This window comes from Lentzea sp. NPDC055074, from assembly GCF_053608005.1.
Window position 1 is genome coordinate 11,857 of the sequence record NZ_JBSGUQ010000035.1, and the last position, 22,268, is coordinate 34,124.

The 22,268-nt window shown below is 70.4% G+C and carries 18 protein-coding genes; 9 read left to right on the top strand and 9 right to left on the bottom strand.

Features of this window, described 5'->3' with window-relative positions; all coding sequences use genetic code 11:
• Positions 1 to 304: 304 nt before the first annotated feature.
• Positions 305 to 1,738: an FAD-dependent oxidoreductase gene (locus tag ACWF7A_RS43130; protein ID WP_452256254.1), complete on the bottom strand. Its 1,434-nt coding sequence runs from the start codon at positions 1,736 to 1,738 to the stop codon at positions 305 to 307.
• Entirely contained in the window at positions 1,735 to 3,768 is a 2,034-nt protein-coding gene (locus ACWF7A_RS43135; RefSeq protein WP_452256255.1) for a molybdopterin oxidoreductase family protein, read from the bottom strand. Before ACWF7A_RS43135 ends, ACWF7A_RS43130 begins: the two co-directional genes overlap by 4 nt.
• 231 nt (positions 3,769 to 3,999) lie before the next feature.
• Here ACWF7A_RS43135 and ACWF7A_RS43140 point away from each other — a divergent pair, with 231 nt between their 5' ends.
• Both ACWF7A_RS43140 and ACWF7A_RS43145 read left to right on the top strand, forming a co-directional pair.
• Positions 4,000 to 4,464, top strand: coding sequence for a GbsR/MarR family transcriptional regulator (locus tag ACWF7A_RS43140; protein ID WP_452256256.1), 465 nt, complete (start codon positions 4,000 to 4,002; stop codon positions 4,462 to 4,464).
• Between the two features lie 9 nt (positions 4,465 to 4,473).
• Positions 4,474 to 5,577 (top strand): ankyrin repeat domain-containing protein, encoded by a 1,104-nt coding sequence (locus ACWF7A_RS43145; RefSeq protein ID WP_452256257.1) that lies wholly within the window; start codon positions 4,474 to 4,476, stop codon positions 5,575 to 5,577.
• Here ACWF7A_RS43145 and ACWF7A_RS43150 read toward each other — a convergent pair.
• From ACWF7A_RS43150 to ACWF7A_RS43160, 3 genes are read right to left on the bottom strand one after another with little or no spacing between them, the layout of a single operon-like run.
• Entirely contained in the window at positions 5,556 to 6,470 is a 915-nt protein-coding gene (locus ACWF7A_RS43150; RefSeq protein WP_452256258.1) for a COX15/CtaA family protein, read from the bottom strand. The two genes, ACWF7A_RS43145 and ACWF7A_RS43150, sit on opposite strands and share 22 nt — an antisense overlap.
• A 19-nt stretch (positions 6,471 to 6,489) precedes the next feature.
• Positions 6,490 to 7,248 (bottom strand): ABC transporter permease, encoded by a 759-nt coding sequence (locus ACWF7A_RS43155; RefSeq protein ID WP_452256259.1) that lies wholly within the window; start codon positions 7,246 to 7,248, stop codon positions 6,490 to 6,492.
• On the bottom strand, positions 7,245 to 8,150 hold the full coding sequence (locus ACWF7A_RS43160) for an ABC transporter ATP-binding protein (RefSeq protein WP_452256279.1): 906 nt from the start codon (positions 8,148 to 8,150) through the stop codon (positions 7,245 to 7,247). Before ACWF7A_RS43160 ends, ACWF7A_RS43155 begins: the two co-directional genes overlap by 4 nt.
• A 201-nt stretch (positions 8,151 to 8,351) precedes the next feature.
• Between ACWF7A_RS43160 and ACWF7A_RS43165 the strand changes: the two genes are divergently transcribed.
• Together ACWF7A_RS43165 and ACWF7A_RS43170 are read left to right on the top strand one after the other, a co-directional pair.
• Entirely contained in the window at positions 8,352 to 8,927 is a 576-nt protein-coding gene (locus tag ACWF7A_RS43165; RefSeq protein WP_452256260.1) for a DUF998 domain-containing protein, read from the top strand.
• The gene (locus ACWF7A_RS43170; RefSeq protein WP_452256261.1) at positions 8,924 to 10,909 is read left to right on the top strand and encodes a glycosyltransferase; all 1,986 of its coding nucleotides are present in this window, start codon (positions 8,924 to 8,926) and stop codon (positions 10,907 to 10,909) included. Before ACWF7A_RS43165 ends, ACWF7A_RS43170 begins: the two co-directional genes overlap by 4 nt.
• A 69-nt stretch (positions 10,910 to 10,978) precedes the next feature.
• Here the strand turns inward: ACWF7A_RS43170 and ACWF7A_RS43175 are convergent, their stop codons facing one another.
• The 4 genes from ACWF7A_RS43175 to mptB form a co-directional block, all read right to left on the bottom strand.
• Positions 10,979 to 11,821 (bottom strand): oxidoreductase, encoded by an 843-nt coding sequence (locus ACWF7A_RS43175; protein ID WP_452256262.1) that lies wholly within the window; start codon positions 11,819 to 11,821, stop codon positions 10,979 to 10,981.
• A gap of 87 nt (positions 11,822 to 11,908) precedes the next feature.
• Positions 11,909 to 12,433, bottom strand: coding sequence for a TetR/AcrR family transcriptional regulator (locus ACWF7A_RS43180; protein ID WP_452256263.1), 525 nt, complete (start codon positions 12,431 to 12,433; stop codon positions 11,909 to 11,911).
• Between the two features lie 5 nt (positions 12,434 to 12,438).
• On the bottom strand, positions 12,439 to 16,113 hold the full coding sequence (locus ACWF7A_RS43185; protein ID WP_452256264.1) for a patatin-like protein: 3,675 nt from the start codon (positions 16,111 to 16,113) through the stop codon (positions 12,439 to 12,441).
• A gap of 71 nt (positions 16,114 to 16,184) precedes the next feature.
• Positions 16,185 to 17,732: a polyprenol phosphomannose-dependent alpha 1,6 mannosyltransferase MptB gene (gene mptB, locus ACWF7A_RS43190; protein ID WP_452256265.1), complete on the bottom strand. Its 1,548-nt coding sequence runs from the start codon at positions 17,730 to 17,732 to the stop codon at positions 16,185 to 16,187.
• A gap of 124 nt (positions 17,733 to 17,856) precedes the next feature.
• Between mptB and ACWF7A_RS43195 the strand changes: the two genes are divergently transcribed.
• From ACWF7A_RS43195 to sufC, 5 genes are read left to right on the top strand one after another with little or no spacing between them, the layout of a single operon-like run.
• A complete protein-coding gene (locus ACWF7A_RS43195; protein ID WP_452256266.1) occupies positions 17,857 to 18,528 on the top strand; it encodes a helix-turn-helix transcriptional regulator in 672 nt (223 codons plus the stop codon).
• Positions 18,525 to 19,979 carry a Fe-S cluster assembly protein SufB gene (sufB, locus tag ACWF7A_RS43200; protein WP_439660038.1) on the top strand — a complete coding sequence of 485 codons (1,455 nt, stop codon included), beginning with the start codon at positions 18,525 to 18,527 and terminating at the stop codon, positions 19,977 to 19,979. The genes ACWF7A_RS43195 and sufB overlap by 4 nt, the downstream gene beginning before the upstream one ends.
• Before the next feature lies 1 nt (position 19,980).
• A complete protein-coding gene (gene sufD, locus ACWF7A_RS43205; RefSeq protein ID WP_452256267.1) occupies positions 19,981 to 21,138 on the top strand; it encodes a Fe-S cluster assembly protein SufD in 1,158 nt (385 codons plus the stop codon).
• On the top strand, positions 21,135 to 21,449 hold the full coding sequence (locus ACWF7A_RS43210; RefSeq protein WP_452256268.1) for a non-heme iron oxygenase ferredoxin subunit: 315 nt from the start codon (positions 21,135 to 21,137) through the stop codon (positions 21,447 to 21,449). Before sufD ends, ACWF7A_RS43210 begins: the two co-directional genes overlap by 4 nt.
• Positions 21,450 to 21,484: 35 nt before the next feature.
• Positions 21,485 to 22,258 carry a Fe-S cluster assembly ATPase SufC gene (sufC, locus tag ACWF7A_RS43215; protein ID WP_452256269.1) on the top strand — a complete coding sequence of 258 codons (774 nt, stop codon included), beginning with the start codon at positions 21,485 to 21,487 and terminating at the stop codon, positions 22,256 to 22,258.
• The last annotated feature ends 10 nt before the right edge of the window (positions 22,259 to 22,268 follow it).

Consider the following 22,268-nt stretch of genomic DNA (forward strand, 5'->3'; position numbering starts at 1 on the left):
CGGGAACGCCGGTGTGCGACATACGGCGAAATACCCGAGGCAAAGCGCAAGTGCCGGTAGAAGCGTGCCCTCGCCGCGCAATGCCGTGGCGAACGCACTAGTGACGAGAAATCCGCCGATCCCGCCGTGGAATCAGCCGGTGGGTCGAGCCGTTCCCGATTCCCGCGGTGACGAACGACCGCGGGAACAGCGTGAAACCGCGGGGCCTGAAGTGTCGTCATGCCCCCTGAGCGCGCCCAGCGCCGTTCCGCCGAACGCCAGGACGGTGATCCCGCCCGCGCCGGGTGCTCGTGGTTCTCCCGCGTCAGGCGGGCTGGCGGGAGGCGAGCCATTCCGAGATGCGGGTGACGGCGTCCTTGCAGCCCCCGCAGCCCGTTGTCGCCCGTGTCGCGCCCGCCATCGCGGGCACGGACGTCGCACCCGACTCCCAGGCGGTCACGAGCGCCGCCTTGGACACGGTGTTGCACCGGCACACCACCGCGTCGCCGGCGAGGTCCGCGGGCCCGGCGACGACACCGGTGGATCGCCCCAGCAGCAACGACAGCCGGTCCTCCGGTGCCGGGGAACCGCTGTCGTACAGCTGCGTCACCAGGGCCGCGGCGTCGGGTGCGCCGAGCATGATCGCGCCGACCACCCGGTCCGACCGCAGCACGAGCTTGGCGTAGCGGCCGCGCCGGGCGTCCTCGAAGCGCAGCAGTTCCAGGTCCGGCGAGTCGTCGTGGACGTCGCCCAACGCCGTGAGCTCCACGCCCCGCGCCTTCAGCCTCGTCACCACCGGTGTGCCCGCGTACCGCGACGCGGGATCGGTGCCGCACACCAGGTCCGCCACGACCGCGGCCTGCTCCCAGGCCGGCTGCACCAGCCCGCTGACGGCACCCCGGTGCTGCGCGCAGTCGCCGAGCGCGTAGACCCGCGGGTCCGAGGTGCGCAACGCGTCGTCCACGACGACTCCGCGGTCGACGGAGATCCCGGCCCGCACGGCCAGCGACACCTCGGGCCGCACCCCGGCCGACACCACCACGACCTCCGCCGGGACGACCGTGCCGTCGTCCAGCACGAGCCCGTCGCCCGGCACGTACGACGTGGCCGACCGTCCCAGCCGGAACTCGATGCCGAGCGAACCCAGTGTGGTGGCCAGCATCGCGCCCGCGACGGGGTCGAGCTGACGTTCCATCAGGTGCCCGACGGGGTGCACGACCGTCACGGAGCTCCCGCGCCCGGCCAGGTTCCGCGCCGCCTCCAGCCCCAGCAACCCACCGCCCAGCACGGCGACGGGAGCGCCGGGCCGTGCGAGGGACAGGATCGACGCGCAGTCGTCGACCGTCCGGAACGGCACGACCCCCGAGGCCAGAGACCCGTCAGGACCGACAAGGCCCTGAGTGGGCGGGATCCACGCCGTGCTGCCGGTCGCGAGCACGAGAGCGTCGTACGGCAGCAGCCTGCCGTCGGACAGTTCGACACGGCGCGCGGACCGGTCGACGCGCACGACGGACACCCCGGTCAGCAACGAGACCGCGTTGTCCGAAGCCCACGACGAGTCCTGCAACGTGACCTCGTCGGGCTTGAGCGCTCCGGACAGGACGGTCGAGAGCAGCACGCGGTTGTAGGCGGGATGCGGTTCGGCGCCGACGACCGTCAACGCGACGCGCTCGCCCATGGGGTCGCGGAGACGGACCTCGGAGGCGACCCGCGACCCGGCCATGCCGTGTCCGACCACGACCACCTGACGCGCGTTCATGAGACAACCTCCAGGCGTGCCGCGCAGACCTTGAACTCGGGCATGTCGCTGATCGGGTCGAGAGCGGGGTTGGTGATTAGGTTGGCGCGGCCCGCGCCGGGGAAGTGGAACGGCAGGAACACCGTGTCCTGCCGGATCGACGGCGCGAACCGCACCCGTGCCACCGTCGAGCCGCGGCGCGACACCACCCGTGCGAGCTCGCCGTCGCCCAGGCCCGCTCGCGTGGCGACGTCCGGGTGGACCTCGACGAACGCCTCGGGCACCGCGTCCACGAGCTCCGGCACGCGCCGGGTCTGCGCGCCGGACTGGTAGTGCTGCAGCACCCGTCCCGTGGTGGCCCACAGGGGGAACACCGGATCGGTCATCTCGGCCGGGCCGCTGAAGTCCACCGCCACGAACCGGGCGAGCCCGTCGGGGAAGCCGAACCCGTCGAGGAACATCCGCGGCGTGCCGGGGTGGTCGTCCGCCGGGACCGGCCAGTACAACGCCTTCCCGGCGCGCAGCCGCGCGTACGTCACGCCCGAGTAGTCCGCCCTGCCGCCGCGGGAGGCCCGCCGCAGCTCCTCGAAGATCTCCTCGGCATCGGCCGGAAACCGTTCGGACGGCTGTCCCAGCAGGCAGGCCAGCCCGGAGAGCACCTCGCTGTCGGTCCGCACGCCCTCGGGTGGCGTCACCGCGCGCTGCCGCAACAGCACCCGGCCCTCCAGGTTCGTCAGCGTCCCGGTCTCCTCGGCCCACTGCGTCACCGGCAGCACGACGTCCGCCATCAACGCCGTCTCCGAGAGCACGAAGTCCGCCACCACCAACAGGTCCAGCGCGGCCAGCCGTTCGGTGACCCGGGCCGCGCGAGGTGCCGACACCGCGGGGTTGCTGCCGAACACGAGCAGACCCCTGGCACCGCCAGGTGTTCCCAGCGACTCCAGCAACCGGTACGCCGACCGACCCGGACCGGGCAGCGACTCCGGCGGGACGCCCCAGACGGCGGCCACGTGCTCGCGCGCGGCCGGGTCGTCGATCCTGCGGTAACCGGGCAGCTGGTCGGCCTTCTGGCCGTGCTCGCGACCGCCCTGCCCGTTGCCCTGCCCGGTCAGGCACCCGAACCCGGACCCGCGCACGCCCGGCAACCCCAGCGCCAGGCACAGGTTGATCCACCCGGACACGGTGTTCGTGCCGCGGGAGTGCTGTTCGGTGCCGCGGCCGGTCAGCACGTAGGCCGACGACGCCTCGGCGAGCATCCGCACCGCCCGCCGCTGGTCCGCCGCGGGCACCCCGGTGACCCGCTCGGCGCGTTCCGGCCACCACTGCGCCGCGAGCCGCCACGCGTCGGCGAACCCCGTTGTGCGCGAACGCACGTAGTCCTCGTCGACGTGCCCGTCGACCAGTGCCGCGTGCAGCATCCCCAGTGCCAGCGCCAGATCCGTGCCCGGCCGCGGGGCCAGGTGCAGCGCGGCGGACTCGGCGGTGGCCGTGCGGCGCGGATCGACGACGATCACGTCCGCGGTGGACAGGTGCTGCGGGAACGGCGGCATCGTCTCGTGCACGTTGCTGCCGGCCAGCAGCACCACGTCGGCGGTGTCCAGGTCGGTCACCGGAAACGGCATGCCTCTGTCCACACCGAACGCGAGGTTTCCGGCGGCCGCCGCGGCTGACATGCAGAAGCGTCCGTTGTAATCGATTTGCGAGGTCCCCAAGGCGACGCGCGCGAACTTCCCCAGCAGATAAGCCTTCTCGTTGGTGAGGCCACCTCCTCCGAACACCGCGACCGAATCCGGTCCGGTCTCCCCTTGGAGGGCGCGAATTCGCTGTGCGACGAACTCCAGCGCTTCTTCCCATGTGGACGGTTGCAGCGAACCGTCCGATCGGCGCAGCAACGGCGTGGTCAGACGGCTGCTGGCCAGCAGTGATGCCGACGTCCAGCCCTTCTGGCACAACCCGCCCCGATTCGTCGGGAACTCTCTCGGGCGTACCTCTGAATCCGGACCGACCGTCATACCGCACTGCAAAGCGCAATACGGACAATGCGTCTCCATGCGACCCTAACCTTTGGCTCCGCAGGACTCCCTCGTCACCCAGAGTCCTCGATCCACTGCAGAGTGCCATCAAATGAGAGCCAGTTCACCGTGTATTCGTCAGGTATGGGATCAAGCGGCACAACCTGATCGCGCCGGGGAGCACTCCCGCAACTCGCCGCCCGTTGACAAGATCGCTACGATAGTTTCAGTGTTGACCGAAAGCACGGAGTTGGTCTGGGAGGGCTAGGGATGAGCGTCGGGCGAGAGACCAGGCTGTCGGCCTGGATCGAGCGGTTCGCGGCCCACTTCGCGGAGGAGGGCATCCCGCTGATCGGCGGCCGCATCCTCGGCTACCTGCTGGTGTGCCAGCCGGTCGAGCGCACCGCGGCCGAGCTCTCCCAGGAGCTCGAGGCCAGCAGCGGGTCGATCAGCACGAACCTGAAGTACCTGGTCAACGTCGGCCTCGTGAGCAAGCGGACCCGTCGTGGCCGGCAGGCGGCCGAGTACCGGATCAACGAAAAGGCCTGGACGGACTTCATCCAGCGCAAGTTCAACGCCATCGCCAGCGTCCAGACGCTCACCGACGACGGCATGCGGCTGCTCAGCGGCGACCCGGAGCGGTCGATGCGCCTGAAGACCGTGGACAACCTCTACGGTTGGCTCTCGGAGGAACTCCCCGCTTTGTGGGAGCGCAGGCCTGCCGCACCGAAGTAGCGTGGTGCCATGTGGCACCCGTTTCGTGACGACGTCGAGTACTACGAGGAGCGAGCCAGGGGCCTGCTCGCCTCCGCGTGGGACGGCGTGCCCGGCGCACTCGAGGTCTTCGACGACGTCCCGCTGACGGACGAGGGCGCGCACATGGTGCTCGCCAGGGCCCACGGCTGCGAGGACTGGAAGGCCCTCAAGGCCAACATCCGCAAGCCGCGCCCGTTCGCCCGCGCCTACCAGGCCATCGAGATGCAGAACCCCGGTGAGCTGAAGGCGATCATCACGCGCGACCCGTGGCTCGTGAAAGCCAGTGGCACCAACGGCAACGACCTGCTCGGCCTCGCGACCGCCAAGTGCGACGAACGCCTCGTCGAGGTGCTGCTCAACGACGGCACGGACATCGACCACCAGAACGTCCACGGCTGGACGGCACTGCACCAGGCGGCGTACGCGAACCTCCCGGGCCTGGCCCGGCTGTTGCTGGCCCAAGGCGCCCGCACCGACCTGGACGCACGGGGCGAGGGCGGCACCCCGCTGACCGTCGCGTTGTTCTGGGGCAACAGGGAGACCGCGGAACTCCTGGCACAGCACGGAGTTCACCCGCCGAACCTGCGCACTGCGGCGGGCCTGGGCGACCTCGACCTCGCCACCGCACCGGAGTCGGCACGCGGCTATTACCGGCCCCACAGCGGTTTCCCGCGCTGGTGGCCGACGAACGACCCGCAGGAGGTGCTCGACGAGGCGCTCTCGTGGGCGGCCCGCAACGACCGCGCGGAGGTCCTCGGCGAGCTGCTGAAGCGCGGCGCCCGGATCGACGCGGACGTCTACCGCGGCACCGCTCTCGCCTGGGCGGCCTGGTGCGGGTTGGAGAACGCCACCCGCACGTTGCTGGACCTGGGCGCGAACCCCAACGAGCGCACGACCTTCGGTGGGCCGATGCACGGTGAGGGCGTGACGGCGCTGCACCTCGCGGCCGAACGGGGCCATCTGCCGGTCATCCGCGTCCTGCTCGACGCGGGTGCCGACCGGACCATCACCGACGTGAACTTCGAGGCCACGCCCGCGAACTGGGCCGGCCACAACGACCAGGGTGAAGCTCAGGCCTTGCTGAGCGCCTGATCGTCCGAGGGCAGCTCGACCTCGTGCGTGCGCTCGCGCGACGACGTCCAGAGTGCCGCCGTGGCAACGACAACCGCTCCGGCGCCGAGCACGTGGATCGACACGAGCACCTCGGGCACGCCGGTCCAGTACTGGACCATGCCGAGCGCGCCCTGGGCGAGCACGACGCCGACGAGCGTCCAGTAGGTGCGGGTCCGCGTGAAGAACCCGACCGCGATCAGCAGGCCCAGGAACAGGAACAGCAGGTCCGCGTGGATCTGCGCGAGCGTCGCCACCTCGACGCCCAGGCGCGGCGTCGACGCGTCACCCGCGTGCGGCCCGGCGGCCGTCACCCACGTGCCGGCGAGCAGCAAGGCGCCCAGCACGACGGCCATGACGACCTGGAGCCGCATCAACGGGGCGGGCACCTTGAGCCGGGCCGGGCCGTCGCCCTCGGACAGCGAGCTCACGAGCAGCACGGCCATCCACACGAGGCCCATGGAGATCATGAAGTGGATCGACACGGTGTACCAGGCGAGGCCCGTCAGCACCGTGATGCCGCCGACGACCGCCTGCACGGCCACACCGACGAGCTGGACGAGCGAGAGGACCAGCACTCGCCTGCGCCGCGGCAGGTGGAACCACGCGGCCAGCACGCACAGACCCGCGATGATGCCGACGACACCGGTCAGCGTGCGGTTGCCGAACTCGACCCACTGGTGCAGGGCCGCGACCTCGGGGTGCTCCACCGGGACGACGCTGCCCTCGACGCACTGCGGCCACGTCGGGCAGCCGAGCCCGGAGCCGGTCACGCGGACGATAGACCCGGTGACCGCGATTCCGGCCTGCGCGATGACGACGGCAATCGCGAACGCGCGCTGCCAGGACACGAGGAAGGCGGTCAGCTTCGACACGCCTTGATGGTAGAAGCCGTTACGTCAGCTTCGTCGTCCGGGTCGCCAGAGCGCCCGCGACAACACCCCAGGCCACGAGCACTGCGACGGGGCCCACACCAGGAGCCGTGCCGTGCACCACGGAGGTCTCCAGCGCCTGGGCCAGCGCGGCCGACGGCAGCAGGTGCACGAACGACACCGGCACGCTCAACGCGACTCCGCCGACCATCAGCAGCACGAACCAGATGATGTTCGCCAGCGCCAGCACGATCTCCGCGCGAAACGCCCCGCCCAGCAGCACGCCCAAGGCACCGAACGTCAGCGTGCCCAGGACGATCAGCAGCACGACCCACGGCAGGCCGCTCAACGGAAAGCGCCAGCCGAGGAACAACGCCGTGACCGCCAGCAACACGATCTGGAGCGCGACCACGACGAGAGCGCCGCACACCCGTCCGGCCACGAGCAGCCACCGGGGCAGCGCCGAGGCCGAAAGCCGCTTCAGCACGCCGTAACGGCGGTCGAACCCGAGCGCGATCGCCTGCCCGGTGAACGCGGACGAGATGATCGCCAGCGCGAAGATCCTCGCGGTGGCGGAGCCCACACGGGGCTCCGGCATCGGGATCACCGACATCAGGCTGAGAGCGATCAGCAACGCCAGCGGGATGATCACGGTGAGCAGGATCTGCTCGCCGTTGCGCAACGTCAGCGTCGCCTCGGTGCGCGCGTGCACGAACAGCATGCGCGGCAGCGAACCGCGGCCGGGCGCGGGCTTGAACGTGCCGGGAGCGAAGGTGGTCACGAGCGCAGCTCCCTGCCGGTCAGCTCCAGGAAAACGTCTTCGAGGCTGCGCTTGGCCACCGTCAGCTCCTCGGCCAGCACGCCCTGCTGCGCGCACCACGACGTGACGGTCGACACGACCTGCGGGTCGATCAGACCCTCCACGACGTACGCGCCCCGCGTCACCTCGCGCACCTTCAAGCCCTCGGGCAGTGCGGCGGACAGCAACGTGGTGTCGAGGCCGGGCCGCGCGCGGAACCGCAGCTGCTGGTCGTCCGGCCGGTTCGCGGTCAGCTCGGCGGGCGAGCCCTGCGCGACCACACGACCCTCGTCGATGATCACGACGTCGTCGGCCAGCGCCTCGGCCTCGTCCATGAGGTGCGTCGTCAGGAGCACGGCCACGCCGTCGTCCTTGAGCGCCGCCACCAGGTCCCACACCAGCCGGCGCGCCTGCGGGTCCATGCCCGCGGTCGGTTCGTCCAGGAACACGAGCTCGGGGCGTCCGATCAACGCGCACGCGAGCGACAGTCGTTGCTGCTGGCCGCCGGAGAGCCTCTTGTAAGGGGTGCGGACCGCGCCGGCGAGCCCCAGGACCTCGATCAGCCACCGGGGGTCGAGCGGGTTCTTCGCGCACGCGGCCACGAGGTTCAGCATCTCCTCGGCGCGGATGCCGGGATACCCGCCACCGCCCTGCGGCATGACGCCGATGCGGGGCCGCAGCGCTTCGGAACCGGCCGGGAGCCCGAGGACGCGCACCGAGCCGTCGTCGGCGGTGCGGAAGCCCTCGCAGATCTCGACCGTCGTCGTCTTGCCCGCGCCGTTGGGCCCGAGCAGGGCGAGAACGGTGCCGGGCTGCTGAACGAGGTCGAGGCCGTCGACGGCGGTCTTCGAGCCGTATCTCTTGACCAGCCCCGACACTTCCACCGCAGGCTGGGGATTCGGGCTCACGAGCACGCAGCCTAGGCGGTCGGGGCGATCCGCACGCAGTTGGGTCATTCGGCCCATTCCTGAAGCGGAGCTGAAAAAGGTGGGGCTAGCCCTACCCCGGTGAGTCAGGGACACCTCAGGGTCCCCTCGGGGGAGTTCCCCATTGGTTGATCAACGCGTTCGCAAGAGACTTTTCCCGTGATCGAAGCGGGGGCCAAAAGACGGGGATGGGTCGTAGGGGGACTGGTGTTCTCACTGGTCCCGATTCTCTACCTGCATGTCATGTCGGCAGGACAGCTCGACCCGATCTCGGACGTGATCAGCGACTACGTGTTCGTGGACAACGGCACGGGCTGGCTCGCGGCGACGTCTCTCAGCCTCGCGGCCGTCTCGGCTTCGCTCGCCGTCAACCTTCGGGGTGTAGGCAGGTCAGCGCAGTGGTTGATCGGCATCTGGTCGGCCGGTCTGACCGTGGCGACGATCTTCCCGACCGATCCGACGGGAGCGCCGACCTCGATGTCGGGCTACATCCACCGGTACGCCGGCGCGGTGATGTTCGTGGCCCTGCCGGCCGCGGGGGTGCTCATCGCCCGTCAATTTCCGGCCCTGCTCGGTATCGCAACAACGGCGACCGTCTCCAGTGCCGCGTTTCTCGTGAGTCACGTTTCCTTCGCCGGTTTCGAGGCGCGCGGACTCACGGAACGCGTTTTGTTCGCATCCCTTTACGTCCTGCTTTTCGCCATCGCGGCACTTCAAGTGAGGCGCACGTCATGACCATGCTCGCCATCACGCTCGCCGTGTTCGGCGCCGTGTGCTTCGCACTCGCCGCCCGCCTGCAGCACGACGCCGTCGCTCTGACCGGAGCGCGCGCCAGTGTCCTGCGTCAGCCCAGGTGGCTGGGCGGGCTCGCACTGCTCGTCGCCGGTGCCGGGGTGCACGCCGTCGCGCTGGGCATGGCGCCGTTGACGGTCGTGCAGCCGATCGGTGTGCTCGCGATCGGCATGACCGCGTTGATGGACCGCCGTTTCCGCGAGTTGCCCGCGATCCTGCTCACGACCGTGGGTGTCGGTGCGTTCGTGTGGTTCGCATCGGGCAGTGCGACGGCCACGAAGGTCGCGCCGGACATCGAACTCACCGCCGGCCTCGTGACTCTCGGCCTGATCGCGGTGCCAGGCGTGATCGCAGCCCTTACGTCCAACGCACGCATTTGCGCTGTGGCGTTCGCATCAGCCGGTGGTGTCGCGTACGGGTACGTGTCCGTGCTGATGCGCGCCGTCTCCCAGTCCGTGCAGCAAGGCGGCTTCGGTCTCTCGCACCTCGCGTCCGTGCTCGGCATCGCCCTCTCGCTCGCCGTCGGCGGCTGGCTCGTCCAGCACTCCTACGCCGGCGGACCCCCTCATCTCGCCGTCGCCTGCCTGACCGTGGTCGACCCGCTGGTCGCCGTCGGACTCGGCGCCTTCCTGCTCGGCGAAGCCGCGCATTTGTCTCCTTTGACCGGTGTCGCGCTGTTCGCCTGCTCTCTCGCCGCAGTTGGCGGCGTGTTCGCACTTGCTCGTCAACCTCGTGAAAACATCCGAACGGAGCTTCCCGTGAACACCTCCAGCGCACTGCGCGTCGTCATCGCCGCCGACACGTTCCCGCCGGACGTCAACGGTGCCGCGCGCTTCGCGCAGCGCCTGGCGGTCGGTCTCGCCGAGAACGGCCACGACGTCCACGTCATCGCCCCGGACTCACCGCGTGCCACGGAGATCCCCGGTGTCACGGTGCACCGGCTGCGGTCGCACCGGCTGCCGTTCTACCCGGACTTCCGCTTCTGCCTGCCGTGGCAGGCCTCCAAGGAGGCGGACGCGCTGATCAAGGCGCTCAGGCCCGACGTCGTGCACGTCCAGGCGCACTTCGTGGTCGGCCGGTTCGTCCTCAACTCCGCTGTGGCGCAGGGGATTCCGACGCTCGCGACCAACCACTTCATGCCGGAGAACCTGTTCAGCCACGCCCACGTGCCGTCGTTCCTGCAGGGGTGGGCCCGCAAGTTCGCCTACCGCGACCTGGCCCGCGTCTTCGGCCGCGCCGACGTGGTGACCGCGCCGACCCCGCGCGCCGTGCAGCTGTTGCACGACAGCGGTTTCCCGGAGCCGGCCGTGCCCGTGTCGTGCGGCATCGACATCGCCCGCTACCAGCGTTCCGTGACGCACAACGACCGCCCGACCGCGCTGTTCGTGGGCCGCCTGGACGAGGAGAAGCGCGTCGACGAGTTCCTGCGCGCTCTGGCCCGCGTGCCCGGCGCGTTCGGCGAGATCGTCGGCGACGGCACCTGCAGGGCCGAGTGGGAGCTGCTGGCCCGGGACCTGGAGATCACGGACCGCGTGAAGTTCCACGGCTTCGTCTCCGAGGACGAGCTGCTCGACGCCTACGCCCGCTGCGACCTGTTCGTCATGCCCGGCGTCGCCGAGCTGCAGAGCCTCGCCACGATGGAGGCGATGGCCGCGGGCAAGCCGGTGATCGCCGCGAACGCCATGGCGCTGCCGCACCTCGTGCACACCGGCCGCAACGGCTGGCTGTTCGAGCCGGGTGACGTGAACCAGCTGGCCCAGCGCCTGCACACGCTCGTGCACGACGCGCCGATGCGGGCCCGGATGGGCGCGGCCAGCAGCGAGATCATCTCGCACCACGCGCTGGCGACGACGCTGGACCGCTTCGAGGCGCTCTACGCGCGGGCGATGGGTCAGACGGTCCCGGTCATCGCACTGGCCGCCTGACGGCCGAGGGGGATCACCGGTCCGGTCGCACCCCAGCGGCCGGACCGGTGTCGTGCGCGCCCACGGCTCTCAGCGCTCGTCGGCGGGGAAGTCGGCGGACGCGCTGACCGCGGCCCACTTCTCGGCCTCGGCGCTGCGCCTGGCCTCCGCCGCCAGCACGGTCTCGACCGCGGCGGCACCCAGCACGAGGCGGCGCGGCGGGGCGTCCGAGGCGACGACGTCGAGGAGCACCCGCGCGGCACGGGCGGGGTCGCCGGGCTGCACGCCGTCGTTCTCGTCGCGGTAGCGGTTGATCGCGCCCACGGTCTCCTCGTAGTCGGCGCCGACCTCGTGGCGGATCATCGAGGAACCCTGCCAGTCGGTGCGGAACGCGCCGGGCTCCACGATCACGACCCGCACGCCGAACGGGGCGACCTCGCTCGCCAGCACCTCGGAGAAGCCCTCCACGGCGAACTTCGCGGTCTGGTAGGCGCCCATGCCCGGCGTGCCTCCCGCGCGGCCGCCGACGGACGAGAACTGCACGAAGGTGCCGGAACGCTGCTGCCGCAACAACGGCAGCGCCGCGCGGGTCACGTTGACGACGCCGAACAGGTTGGCTTCCACCTGGGCGCGGAAGTCGGCCTCGGACATCTCCTCGATGGGCGCGCTGTTGGCGTACCCGGCGTTGTTGACGACCACGTCGAGCGAACCGAACGCCTCGACGGCGTGCTCGACCGCCTTGCGGGCCGCGTCCGCGTCGGTCACGTCCAGCGCCACCGCGCGCACCCGTTCGGAATACCGCGCGACCAGGTCCTCGAGCTGTTCAGGGCGCCGCGCCGTCGCGACGACCCGCTCACCCGCCTCCGCGGCGGCCTGGGCGAGCTCACGCCCGAACCCCCTCGACGCACCGGTGATGAGCCACGTCTTCGCCATCGTTCCCACTCCCTTAAGTGTCACTCTGTATGACACTTAAGACGCTCGGGGCAGCCCGGAAATGCCCGGGACCGGGTATGGCCTGCCTCACAGACCGCCGACACCGTGCAGGAACGTCTCGACCACGAGCTCGGCGGCCGGACCGGGCCGCAGGGAGGGCATCTCCTGCGCGACCGTGTGCAGCTGCGTCTGCAGCACCCGCAACGCCCAGCCCGCGGGCAGCCCTGGCGCCACCACCCCGGTGCCCAGCAGGAACGCGTCCATGCGCGCGTCGAGTGCCGCACGACGCTCCCCGATCGCGGGGTCGGTCACCGCGCGGATGTCGACGGGCCAGTCGCGGCTGAGCCGGATGCCGCCCTCCGCGAACGCCAGCAGCGCGTCGCGACCCGAACCGGTGAGAGTCGCGTCGATCAGCGCCTCCAGCTCGTCGAGCCGCGCGCGGTAGACCGCCAGCAGCAGCTCCTCGCGCGAGTCGAAGCGCCGGTAGACGGTCCGCTTGTCCACGCCCGCGGCGGCGGCGACGTCGGCCATGCGCGCGAGGGGGTCCGCGGAGAACACGCGGGCGGCCGCGCGCAGCACCGCTTCGACGTTGCGTGTCGCATCGGCCCTCATCCCCGTCAAGCTACAGGGTCGGGGTGCCGTCCTTTGTGGAGCTTCGTCTCGATTCGCCGCGCCACGACGAGCCCGGCGGGCGACAGCGTGAGCTCCGCCGGGTGCTCGCCCTCGCCCATCACCAGGAACCGGTACAGCGAGGCGTGCCCCTCCAGCCGTTCCCGCAGCGTCACCGCGACGTCGTCACCCTCCGGGTAGATCGCCGGGATCGCCTCGGCCACCAGCTGTTCGCGCAGCCGGCGGCGTTCGGCCCGCGGCACGTACCAGGACGTGACGAGCAGCAACGTCAGGCCGAAAGCCAGCGCCGTGCCGATCACCGCCTGCCAGCCCCACCCGCGCGGCCCGGCGACCAGCAGCACGTCGGCGAGGGCGAGGTAGCCGATGCCGTAGACCACGGCCCAGCCCGCGGTCGCGGCGGCGGGCGGCTCGGCGCGTTCCGTGCCCCACACGCCCTCGACCCGGCGCCAGCGCTGCAGCGACTTGCCGCCGGCCAGGGCCATCCACACGCCGAACGCTCCACAGAGGACCGACAGCGGGATCACCAGCCACGGCTTGGTGTGCAGCTCGAACCGCCAGACCGACCAGACCAGCCCCGCCACCCCGAGCAGCGCCGCGGCCTGCTTCCAGCGCCGCCGGACGATCTCCAGCGGCCGGAAGTCGGCCAGCACCGCGAGCGGCGTGCGGATCGGGGCGGGCAGCGACCCGAGGACCAGCAACGCCGCCACGACGAACGCCACACCCGCCACCGTGATCGTGCCGGTGGTGAGCTCCGCGCCGTCGCCGGGAAGCCGGTCGACGGCTATGGCCCCCAACGGGATCACCGGTGACAGCAGCACCAGGCCGTGCAGCATCGTGCCGCTGCGCAGAGCCGCGTACCCGAACGCGCCGAGCAGGCTGGCCGCGCCGAGCGCCGCGCCCGGACCGGCGGCCCACGCCGGCAGCATCCCGAACAACGCCATCACGACCAGCGCGCCGCCGACCGCGAGACCGAGCAGCCCGAGGAACTGCGCCAGCTTCCCGCCGCGGGTCAGCCCGGTGATCGTCCAGTAGGGGAGCAGGGCCGCGCCCCGCAGCACCCGCGTCACGGGCCGCACCGCCGCGAGCCCGGACCGTTCGGAGTCGGCGACCGTGACCGCGACGGCCGCGGCGGTCGCGGCCGTGCGGATCATCTGGTCCGACGCCGCCTCCTGGGTCAGCGGCTCCCGGCCGATGCCCGCGCGGTCGAAGGCGTTCAACGCCGACATGCCCAGCGTCACCGAGTGGTCGCGCGGATACTCCAGGCGCCGCAACAGGTCCGCGTGCTCCTCCAGGAACAGCTCACCCCGCGAACGCCGGTCCGCGCCGTCACCGCGGTCCGCGATGATCGCGGCCCGCAGCCGGGGGAGCTCCTCGCAGATGATCCGCCAGTGCAGGCCCCACGCCGCCAGCTCGGCGAGCTTCATCGACGACGGCGACAGCTCGTTGTCGGTCTCGTAGATCCCGGCGAGCTCCACGCGGGCCTCCTCGGCGCACGCGGCGACCTGGATCGGCAGCTCCGGCCCGAACATGCTCTCCAGGACCTGGTCCACGACGGCCTTCGCGCGCTCGTCGGCGGTGCGCTGGTCGCCCTCCGGCCGGCCCAGCAGGTCCATCCGCCGCAACCGCCGCGGGTCGAACAGCACCCGGCACAGCATCGTCGCGCCGTCGAGACGGCCCCAGATCCAGTCGTTGACCCGCCACGACCGCTTCAGGAACCCGGAGAACCGCGACAGCGACGCACCACCGGCCTTGTCGTCGGCCGTGATCGACTGCTGCGCGAACGCGTTGCGCGTCTGCAGCGACACCTGCACCAGCTCGACCGGCGTGTCCATCCCGGTCGAGGCGTCGTCGGACAGGCACGTGCCGGCGATCTCCAGCGCCAGCAGGCGGGAGAGCCACCGCTCACCGTCGTCGAGCCCTGCCTCGGACGCCACCGCCGGGGCGCCGAGCAGCGCGTGCCAGCAGACGAGACCGCCGAGCTTGAGGCGGTGCTCGTCGAGCGAGGTGATGACCTCCCGGGCGGTGCCGACGATCCGGCCGATCTCGGTGACCTGGGCCCGGACCTCCAGGCCGACGTGCCCGTCGATCATGTGCTCGTGGTAGCTCGCGAGCCTGCCGGTCCAGTAGGTCTCGCCGACCGACTCGGACGGCTTCCAGTCGAACAGCTCCTCGCGCAACCGCCGCAGTTCCGCGCGGACCCGGTGCAGCTCGCGGCGGGCCACGGCGATCTCGTCGGCCTTGCCGTCCGGAGCCACCCACACGAGCCGCTTGAGCAGGTCGAGCGCCGACGCCCCGAGGCGTTCGGCCATCGTGATGCCCCACTCCCAGCCCGTGTCCTCGCGGCACACGAGCGCCGGCAGCCTCACGCCCGGCACGTACGGCAGGACACCGTGCTGCTTCTTCCACTTGCGCTGCGCCGTCTCCGCCGCCCGGCGCGCCCGTTCGAACGACCAGTTCGCCGGGTTCCCCTTGGGCAGCGCGAACTGCTGCGCCGTCACCTGCCGCGCGGCGAGCCGGATCTCGATGTCCTCGTAGTGGCCGAAGAGCTTGTCCGCCAGCGAGTACACCTCGCCGACGACGTCCTCGCCGCCCGCGTGCAACCGCTCCAGCAACGCCATCCGGCCGCCCCTGCTGCTCGCGGCGCGCCGGTTGTGCTCCTCGATCTTCTCGACGTAGGTCCTGTTGGCCTGGCTGGACATCGCGCCCAGCAGCTTGCCGCCGGACCCGACCGTCGTCAGCCCCTTGTCGACCGTGTCGGCCACCGGCTCGGACCCGAGCGGCTCGGCGTGCGGGAAGACCAGCAGCATCACCCGCCGCACCGGCCCGTCCGCGGGCATCCGGTCGATCGCCTCGAGGGCTTCCCTCGTGGGCGTGTTCACGAGGACACCGCCGTCGACCGCGAACCGGCTGCGGTCGCCGCCGTTGGACCAGCTCGCCACGTCCGCCATGTCCGGGCGGTCCGGCGTGGCCTGGCCGCCGACCGGGATGAAGCTCGGCTCGAACGCGAACGGGAAGCTGGCACTGCTCCGCGCGGCCAGCGCGAGCTGCAGCACGCGGTCGTTCAGCCCGTCGGCCGCGAAGTCGTCCCGCGTGACCTCGGAGACCCAGTTGTAGGGGTCGCGCCGGAACGAGAACGAACCCTGGTGCACCGACTGCGTCAGCGGCTGGCCCAGGTCGTCGTAGGTGATCGTGGGAACGCCGCCGAGCAGCGTCGTGGTGATCCGCAGGTCGATCGGGCGCGCGTCCCGCTCGGTCGGCTGGAAGTCGGTCGTGAGCCGGGCCAGCGCCTCCTGCAGCCGGGGGAGGAAGAACTCGTCGCCCTGGAGCAGCGACGCGGGCGAGCCCCGGAACGGCGTCCGCAGCAGCTGTTCCATCCGGCCCTGCTCGGCCCACAGGTCCCGCAGCCTCGTCAGGTCGGCGTTCTTGTTGACCTGCGACAACGCCAGCGCGGCACCGTTGATGCCCCCCGCCGACGTGCCCGAGATGACGTCCGCCCTGGCCGTGCAACCGACGAGGTCCAGCAACGGCTGGTACACCGATCCGGGCCTGGTCAGCCGGTCGAGCTCCAGCACCGTGCCGCCCATCCAGACGGCGAGGCTCACGCCCCCGTTGAGCACGACGGCGAACCGGACCTCTTCCCGCGACATGGGTTGCTCGGTCATGTCACGTCACCCCCTCCGGCGACGATCTTCCCCTGCCACTGAGTCGCCCGCCGGAGGTTCGGGGTTACCGATCAGACGTGCCCGCCCCCGGCGGGGTCGGACCTGAGGAACGGCCCGACCCGCTTGCGCGCGATCAGCACGCAGACCGCGAACGTGATGACCGCTCCGGCGACCGCCTGCGGCACGGTGTAGGCGCGTCCGTCGAACGCGGACCCGGTCGGCGGCAGGATGATCGCGATGATCGCCGAGGTGACCATGGCGAACATCCGGAACTTCGGCCCGACCACGGCGGTGGCCAGCGGGATCGCGGCCCACAGCACGTACCAGGGCTGCAGCACCGGTCCGAGCACCAGGATCGCGCCCAGCGCCGCGCCCAGGCCGTTCATCGCCTTGATCCGGCCCTTGAAGCTGCGCCACAGCAGCCCGACCGTGATCACGACGGACACGGCCTGCCCGAGCAGCCTGGTCAGCGAGATCATCGCCTCGGTGTGGTTGCCGAGGCCGAGCAGGATGCCGGTGCCCGCGCCGAGGAAGCCCAGCGCGGTCGGCGGCGACATCCACGACTTCACGGTCGACGCGACGTTCAGCGTCTCGAGCCAGCCGAAGCCGAACCCGGTGCCGAGGCAGATCACCACCACCCCGACCGCGGCGATGCCGGCCATGATCCCGGCCACCAGCGCCAGGTGCTTGAACTGCCCGCCGAGCTTGCGCGCCACCATCACGCCCAGGAAGCCCAGCGCGGCCATAGCGGGGATCTTCACCATCGCGCCGCACACGATGACCACGGCGCCCAGTGAGATCCAGGTCCACTTCAACGGTTCCAGCCCGCGCATCGCGAGCTCCAGGCCGACCAGCATCAGGCCGAGCGCCAGGCCGTCGTTGTGCACGCCGATGACGATGTGGAACAGCACCAGCGGGTTGAGCGCGCCCAGCCACAACGCGCCGACCGGCGGCACCCCGAAGCGCGCCGCGAGCCGCGGCAGCGCCCACACGATCATCCCGAGGCCGACCAGCACCAGCAGCCGGTGCACGAACACGCCGGACACCACGTGGTCGCCGGTCAGCATCGCGGTCAACCGGCCGAACGCGAGGAACAACGGCCCGTACGGCGCCGGCGTCTCCCGCCAGATGTTCGGCACACCGCGTGTGAGCACGTGGTCGACGCCCAGCGCGTTGGCCGGACCCAGCTCGTACGGGTCGAGCCCGCGCGCCGCGATCTCGCTCTGCGCGAGGTACGAGTAGACGTCGCGGGAGAACATCGGCACGCAGAAGACCAGCGGAACGGTCCACATCAGCAGCGTGCGGTCCATCTGGCCGCGCGAGATGAGCCGCGGCCGGCCGGGCTTCACGAACCGGCCCAGCGCGAGCCAGGCCGACACGATCATGAAGATGCCGGTCCAGACGACCCCCATCGCGACACTGGGCATCCTCGAGAAGAGTCCGAGGACGGGCACGCCGTAGAGCGGCGAGTAGATGGGTGCGGCACCGCCACCGAGCGACCCGACGGTCAGCAGGAGGGCGCCGATGGTGCCCCAGCGACGCACGATGTCCAGCTGGCGACGCTCACGACCGTTCAGAAGGTCGCTCTCCGGAGTCACGGCTCCGCCGTTGGTGGACATGGCCGCAGGGTATCTAGTCCGACTCAGCCGTGAGTCAGGTCACCCTGTGACCGCGATCTTTGCGACCTCCGGCTAAATACGCAACACTGGTGTTGTGAAAAACGCCGAGACCCACCTTGACGCCGTGCCCCAGCACGACGGCAGGACTCGGCGTGCCGTCGCCAGGCTCCTCCTGGAGCAGGGCCCGGTCACCGCGGCAGCCGTCGCGGAGGAACTGGGCATCAGCCCGACAGCGGTGCGCCGGCACATCGACGCGCTGCTCGCGGACGGCGAGGCACTCACGCGGGACGCACCGCGGCAGACCCAACGTGGTCGTGGCCGGCCCGCGAAGCTCTTCCTGCTGACGGACGCCGGACGTGCCCAGTTCGGCCACGCCTACGACGACCTCGCGGTCGCCGCGCTCAGGTTCCTCGCCCAGACGGGTGGGGAAGAGGCTGTGCGCGCTTTCGCGCAGAGCCGCGTCGACGCACTGGTGGACCGGCATCGATCGGCGATCGTGGCCCAGGTCACGCCCGCCGAACGGGTCAAGGCCCTCGCAGCCGCGTTGACCAGGGAGGGTTACGCTTCATCGGCGCGAAACGTCGGGGTGGGTGAGCAGTTGTGCCAGCACCACTGCCCGGTCGCCCACGTTGCCGCCGAGTTCCCCCAGCTGTGCGAGACCGAGACGGAGACGTTCGCGAACCTCCTCGGTACCCACGTGCAGCGCCTCGCGACGATCGCCCGCGGCCACGCCGTGTGCACGACGCACATCCCGAACATTTCACGGATCCCAGATGATGGAGGGGAGCCCGCATGACTGCCGCTGCCGAGCAGCGCACGCCCACCACGGTGCAGTCTCCGCTCACGCAGGAAGAGACGATTGCGTCTCTGGGCAACTACGAGTTCGGCTGGGCCGACTCCGACGTTGCCGGCGCGAGCGCCCGCCGAGGAATCAACGAGGACGTCGTCCGCGACATCTCGGCGAAGAAGGACGAGCCCGAGTGGATGCTCGAGTACCGGTTGAAGGCGCTGAAGCTCTTCGACCTCAAGCCGATGCCGAGCTGGGGCGCTGACCTCTCTGGGATCGACTTCGACTCGATCAAGTACTTCGTGCGTTCGACCGAGAAGCAGGCGACCTCCTGGGAGGACCTGCCCGAGGACATCAAGAACACCTACGACCGCCTGGGCATCCCGGAGGCCGAGAAGCAGCGCCTCGTCGCCGGTGTCGCCGCCCAGTACGAGTCCGAGGTCGTCTACCACCAGATCCGCGAGGACCTGGAGGAGAAGGGTGTCCTCTTCCTGGACACCGACACCGCCCTCAAGGAGCAGCCGGAGCTCTTCAAGGAGTACTTCGGCTCGGTCATCCCGGCGGGTGACAACAAGTTCTCCGCGCTGAACGCCGCGACGTGGTCCGGTGGGTCGTTCATCTACGTCCCCAAGGGCGTGCACGTGGACATCCCGCTGCAGGCCTACTTCCGGATCAACACCGAGAACATGGGCCAGTTCGAGCGCACGCTGATCATCGTCGACGAGGGTGCCTACGTGCACTACGTCGAGGGCTGCACGGCGCCGATCTACTCCTCGGACTCGCTGCACTCGGCCGTCGTCGAGATCATCGTGAAGAAGGGCGGCCGCTGCCGCTACACGACGATCCAGAACTGGTCGAACAACGTCTACAACCTGGTCACCAAGCGCGCCAAGGCCGAAGAGGGCGCGACCATGGAGTGGGTCGACGGCAACATCGGCTCCAAGGTGACCATGAAGTACCCGGCCGTCTTCCTGATGGGCGAGCACGCCAAGGGCGAGGTCCTCTCGATCGCGTTCGCGGGCGAGGGCCAGCACCAGGACGCCGGCGCCAAGATGGTCCACATGGCACCGCACACCTCTTCGACGATCATCTCGAAGTCGGTGGCGCGGGGCGGTGGCCGCACGTCGTACCGCGGCCTGGTCCAGGTCAACAAGCGGGCGCACCACTCGAAGTCCACGGTGAAGTGCGACGCGCTGCTGGTCGACACCATCAGCCGCTCGGACACCTACCCGTACGTCGACGTCCGCGAGGACGACGTGCAGATGGGTCACGAGGCCACGGTCTCGAAGGTCTCCGAGGACCAGCTGTTCTACCTGATGTCGCGCGGCCTCAACGAGGACGAGGCTATGGCGATGATCGTGCGCGGGTTCGTCGAGCCCATCGCGCGCGAGCTCCCCATGGAGTACGCCCTCGAACTGAACCGCCTGATCGAACTGCAGATGGAAGGGGCCGTCGGCTGACATGGCCGCCCTGTCTACGAAACCCCACTCCCACGGCGCTGTCGTCCCGGTCTCCTCGCGCGCAGAGCACTTCGCGTCTTTCGACGTCGCTGCGTTCGAGGTCCCGGGCGGCCGTGAGGAGATCTGGCGCTTCACGCCTCTCAAGCGTCTTGCCGGTCTGCACTCCGGCGCTGCGGCAACGGGTAACGCTGCCGTCGAGGTGAGCGCCGCTGAAGGCGTCACCGTCGAGACCGTGGGTCGTGACGACTCACGGCTCGGCACCGCCGGCGTCCCCGGTGACCGCGTCGCGGCGCAGGCGTACTCGTCCTTCGAGAACGCCACGATCGTGACGCTGCCCGGCGACGCGAAGTCCGAGCCGACCACCGTCACGGTGACCGGCGCGGGCGTCGGCGCTGTCGCCTACGGCCACATCCACGTCAAGGCATCGCAGTTCGCCGAGGGCACCGTGATCCTCGACTTCCGCGGTTCCGGCGCGTACGCGGACAACGTCGAGTTCCTCGTCGCGGACGGCGCTCACCTCACGGTGATCACCATCCACGACTGGGCCGACGACGCCGTGCACGTCTCGCAGCACCACGTGAAGCTCGGTCGCGACGCGACCATCAAGCACACCGTGGTCACGCTCGGCGGCGACGTCGTGCGCGTGACGCCGGTCGTGCAGTACGCGGGCCGCGGCGGAGACGCCGAGCTGTTCGGTCTGTACTTCGCGGACGCGGGCCAGCACCAGGAGCACCGGCCGTTCATCGACCACGCGCAGGCGAACTGCCGCAGCAACGTCGTCTACAAGGGCGCGCTGCAGGGCGAGGGCGCGCACGCGGTGTGGATTGGCGACGTGCTGATCCGCGTGGCGGCCGAGGGCACCGAGACGTTCGAGCTGAACCGGAACCTCATCCTCACCGATGGTGCGCGTGCCGACTCGGTGCCGAACCTGGAGATCGAGACCGGCGAGATCGAGGGCGCGGGCCACGCCAGCGCCACCGGCCGGTTCGACGACGAGCAGCTGTTCTACCTGCAGGCGCGCGGCATCCCGGAGGAGCAGGCACGGCGTCTCGTCGTGCGCGGCTTCTTCCAGGAGCTGATCGCGAAGATCACGGTGCCCGAGGTGCGCGAGCGCCTCGAGGCCGCCATCGAGGCAGAGCTCGAGGCGGTCGGCACGTGATCAAGGTGTGTGCACTGTCCTCCCTGGACGACCGCAAGCCCTTCGCAGCCACCGTGGACGACGTCGACGTCGTCCTGGTGCGCGAGGGCGAGCGGGTGCACGCGCTCGCTGATCTGTGCTCGCACGCCGCGGTGTCGCTGAGCGAGGGCGAGGTCACCCGCAAGGGGATCGAGTGCTGGCTCCACGGGTCGTGCTTCGACCTGGAGACCGGCAAGCCCTCGTCACCGCCCGCCAGCGAACCGGTCGACGTCTACGCCGTCGACATCCGTGACGGCGACGTCTTCGTCGACGTCACCGTCGCCACGAACTGACTTTTCTAGCTACACCACCAGGAGAACGGCAAGTCATGGCCACCCTTGAGATCAAGGACCTGCACGTCTCGGTCGTCAGCGAGGACGCTCCCAAGGAGATCCTCAAGGGCGTCGACCTGACGATCAAGGCCGGCGAGACGCACGCCATCATGGGCCCCAACGGCTCCGGCAAGTCCACGCTGTCCTACGCGATCGCCGGACACCCGAAGTACACGATCACCTCGGGCACCGTCACGCTCGACGGTGAGGACGTCCTCGAGATGTCCGTCGACGAGCGCGCCCGCGCGGGCCTCTTCCTCGCCATGCAGTACCCGGTCGAGGTCCCCGGCGTCTCGATGTCGAACTTCCTGCGCACCGCCGCCACCGCCGTCCGCGGCGAGGCCCCCGCCCTTCGCCACTGGGTGAAGGAGGTCAAGGGGGCGATGGCCGAGCTCGACATCGACCCGGCGTTCGCCGAGCGTTCGGTGAACGAGGGCTTCTCCGGCGGTGAGAAGAAGCGCCACGAGATCCTCCAGCTGGGCCTGCTCCAGCCGAAGGTCGCGATCCTCGACGAGACCGACTCCGGTCTCGACGTCGACGCGCTGCGCGTCGTGTCCGAGGGCGTCAACCGCTACAAGGCCTCCGGTGAGGTCGGCGTCATGCTGATCACGCACTACACCCGGATCCTCAAGTACATCCAGCCGGACTTCGTGCACGTCTTCGCGAACGGCCGGATCGTCGAGTCCGGTGGCCGCGAGCTGGCCGACGTGCTCGAGTCCGAGGGTTACGTGAAGTACACGGGTTCCAAGGAAGCCGCAGTCATTTCCTAGCGTTCCAGGT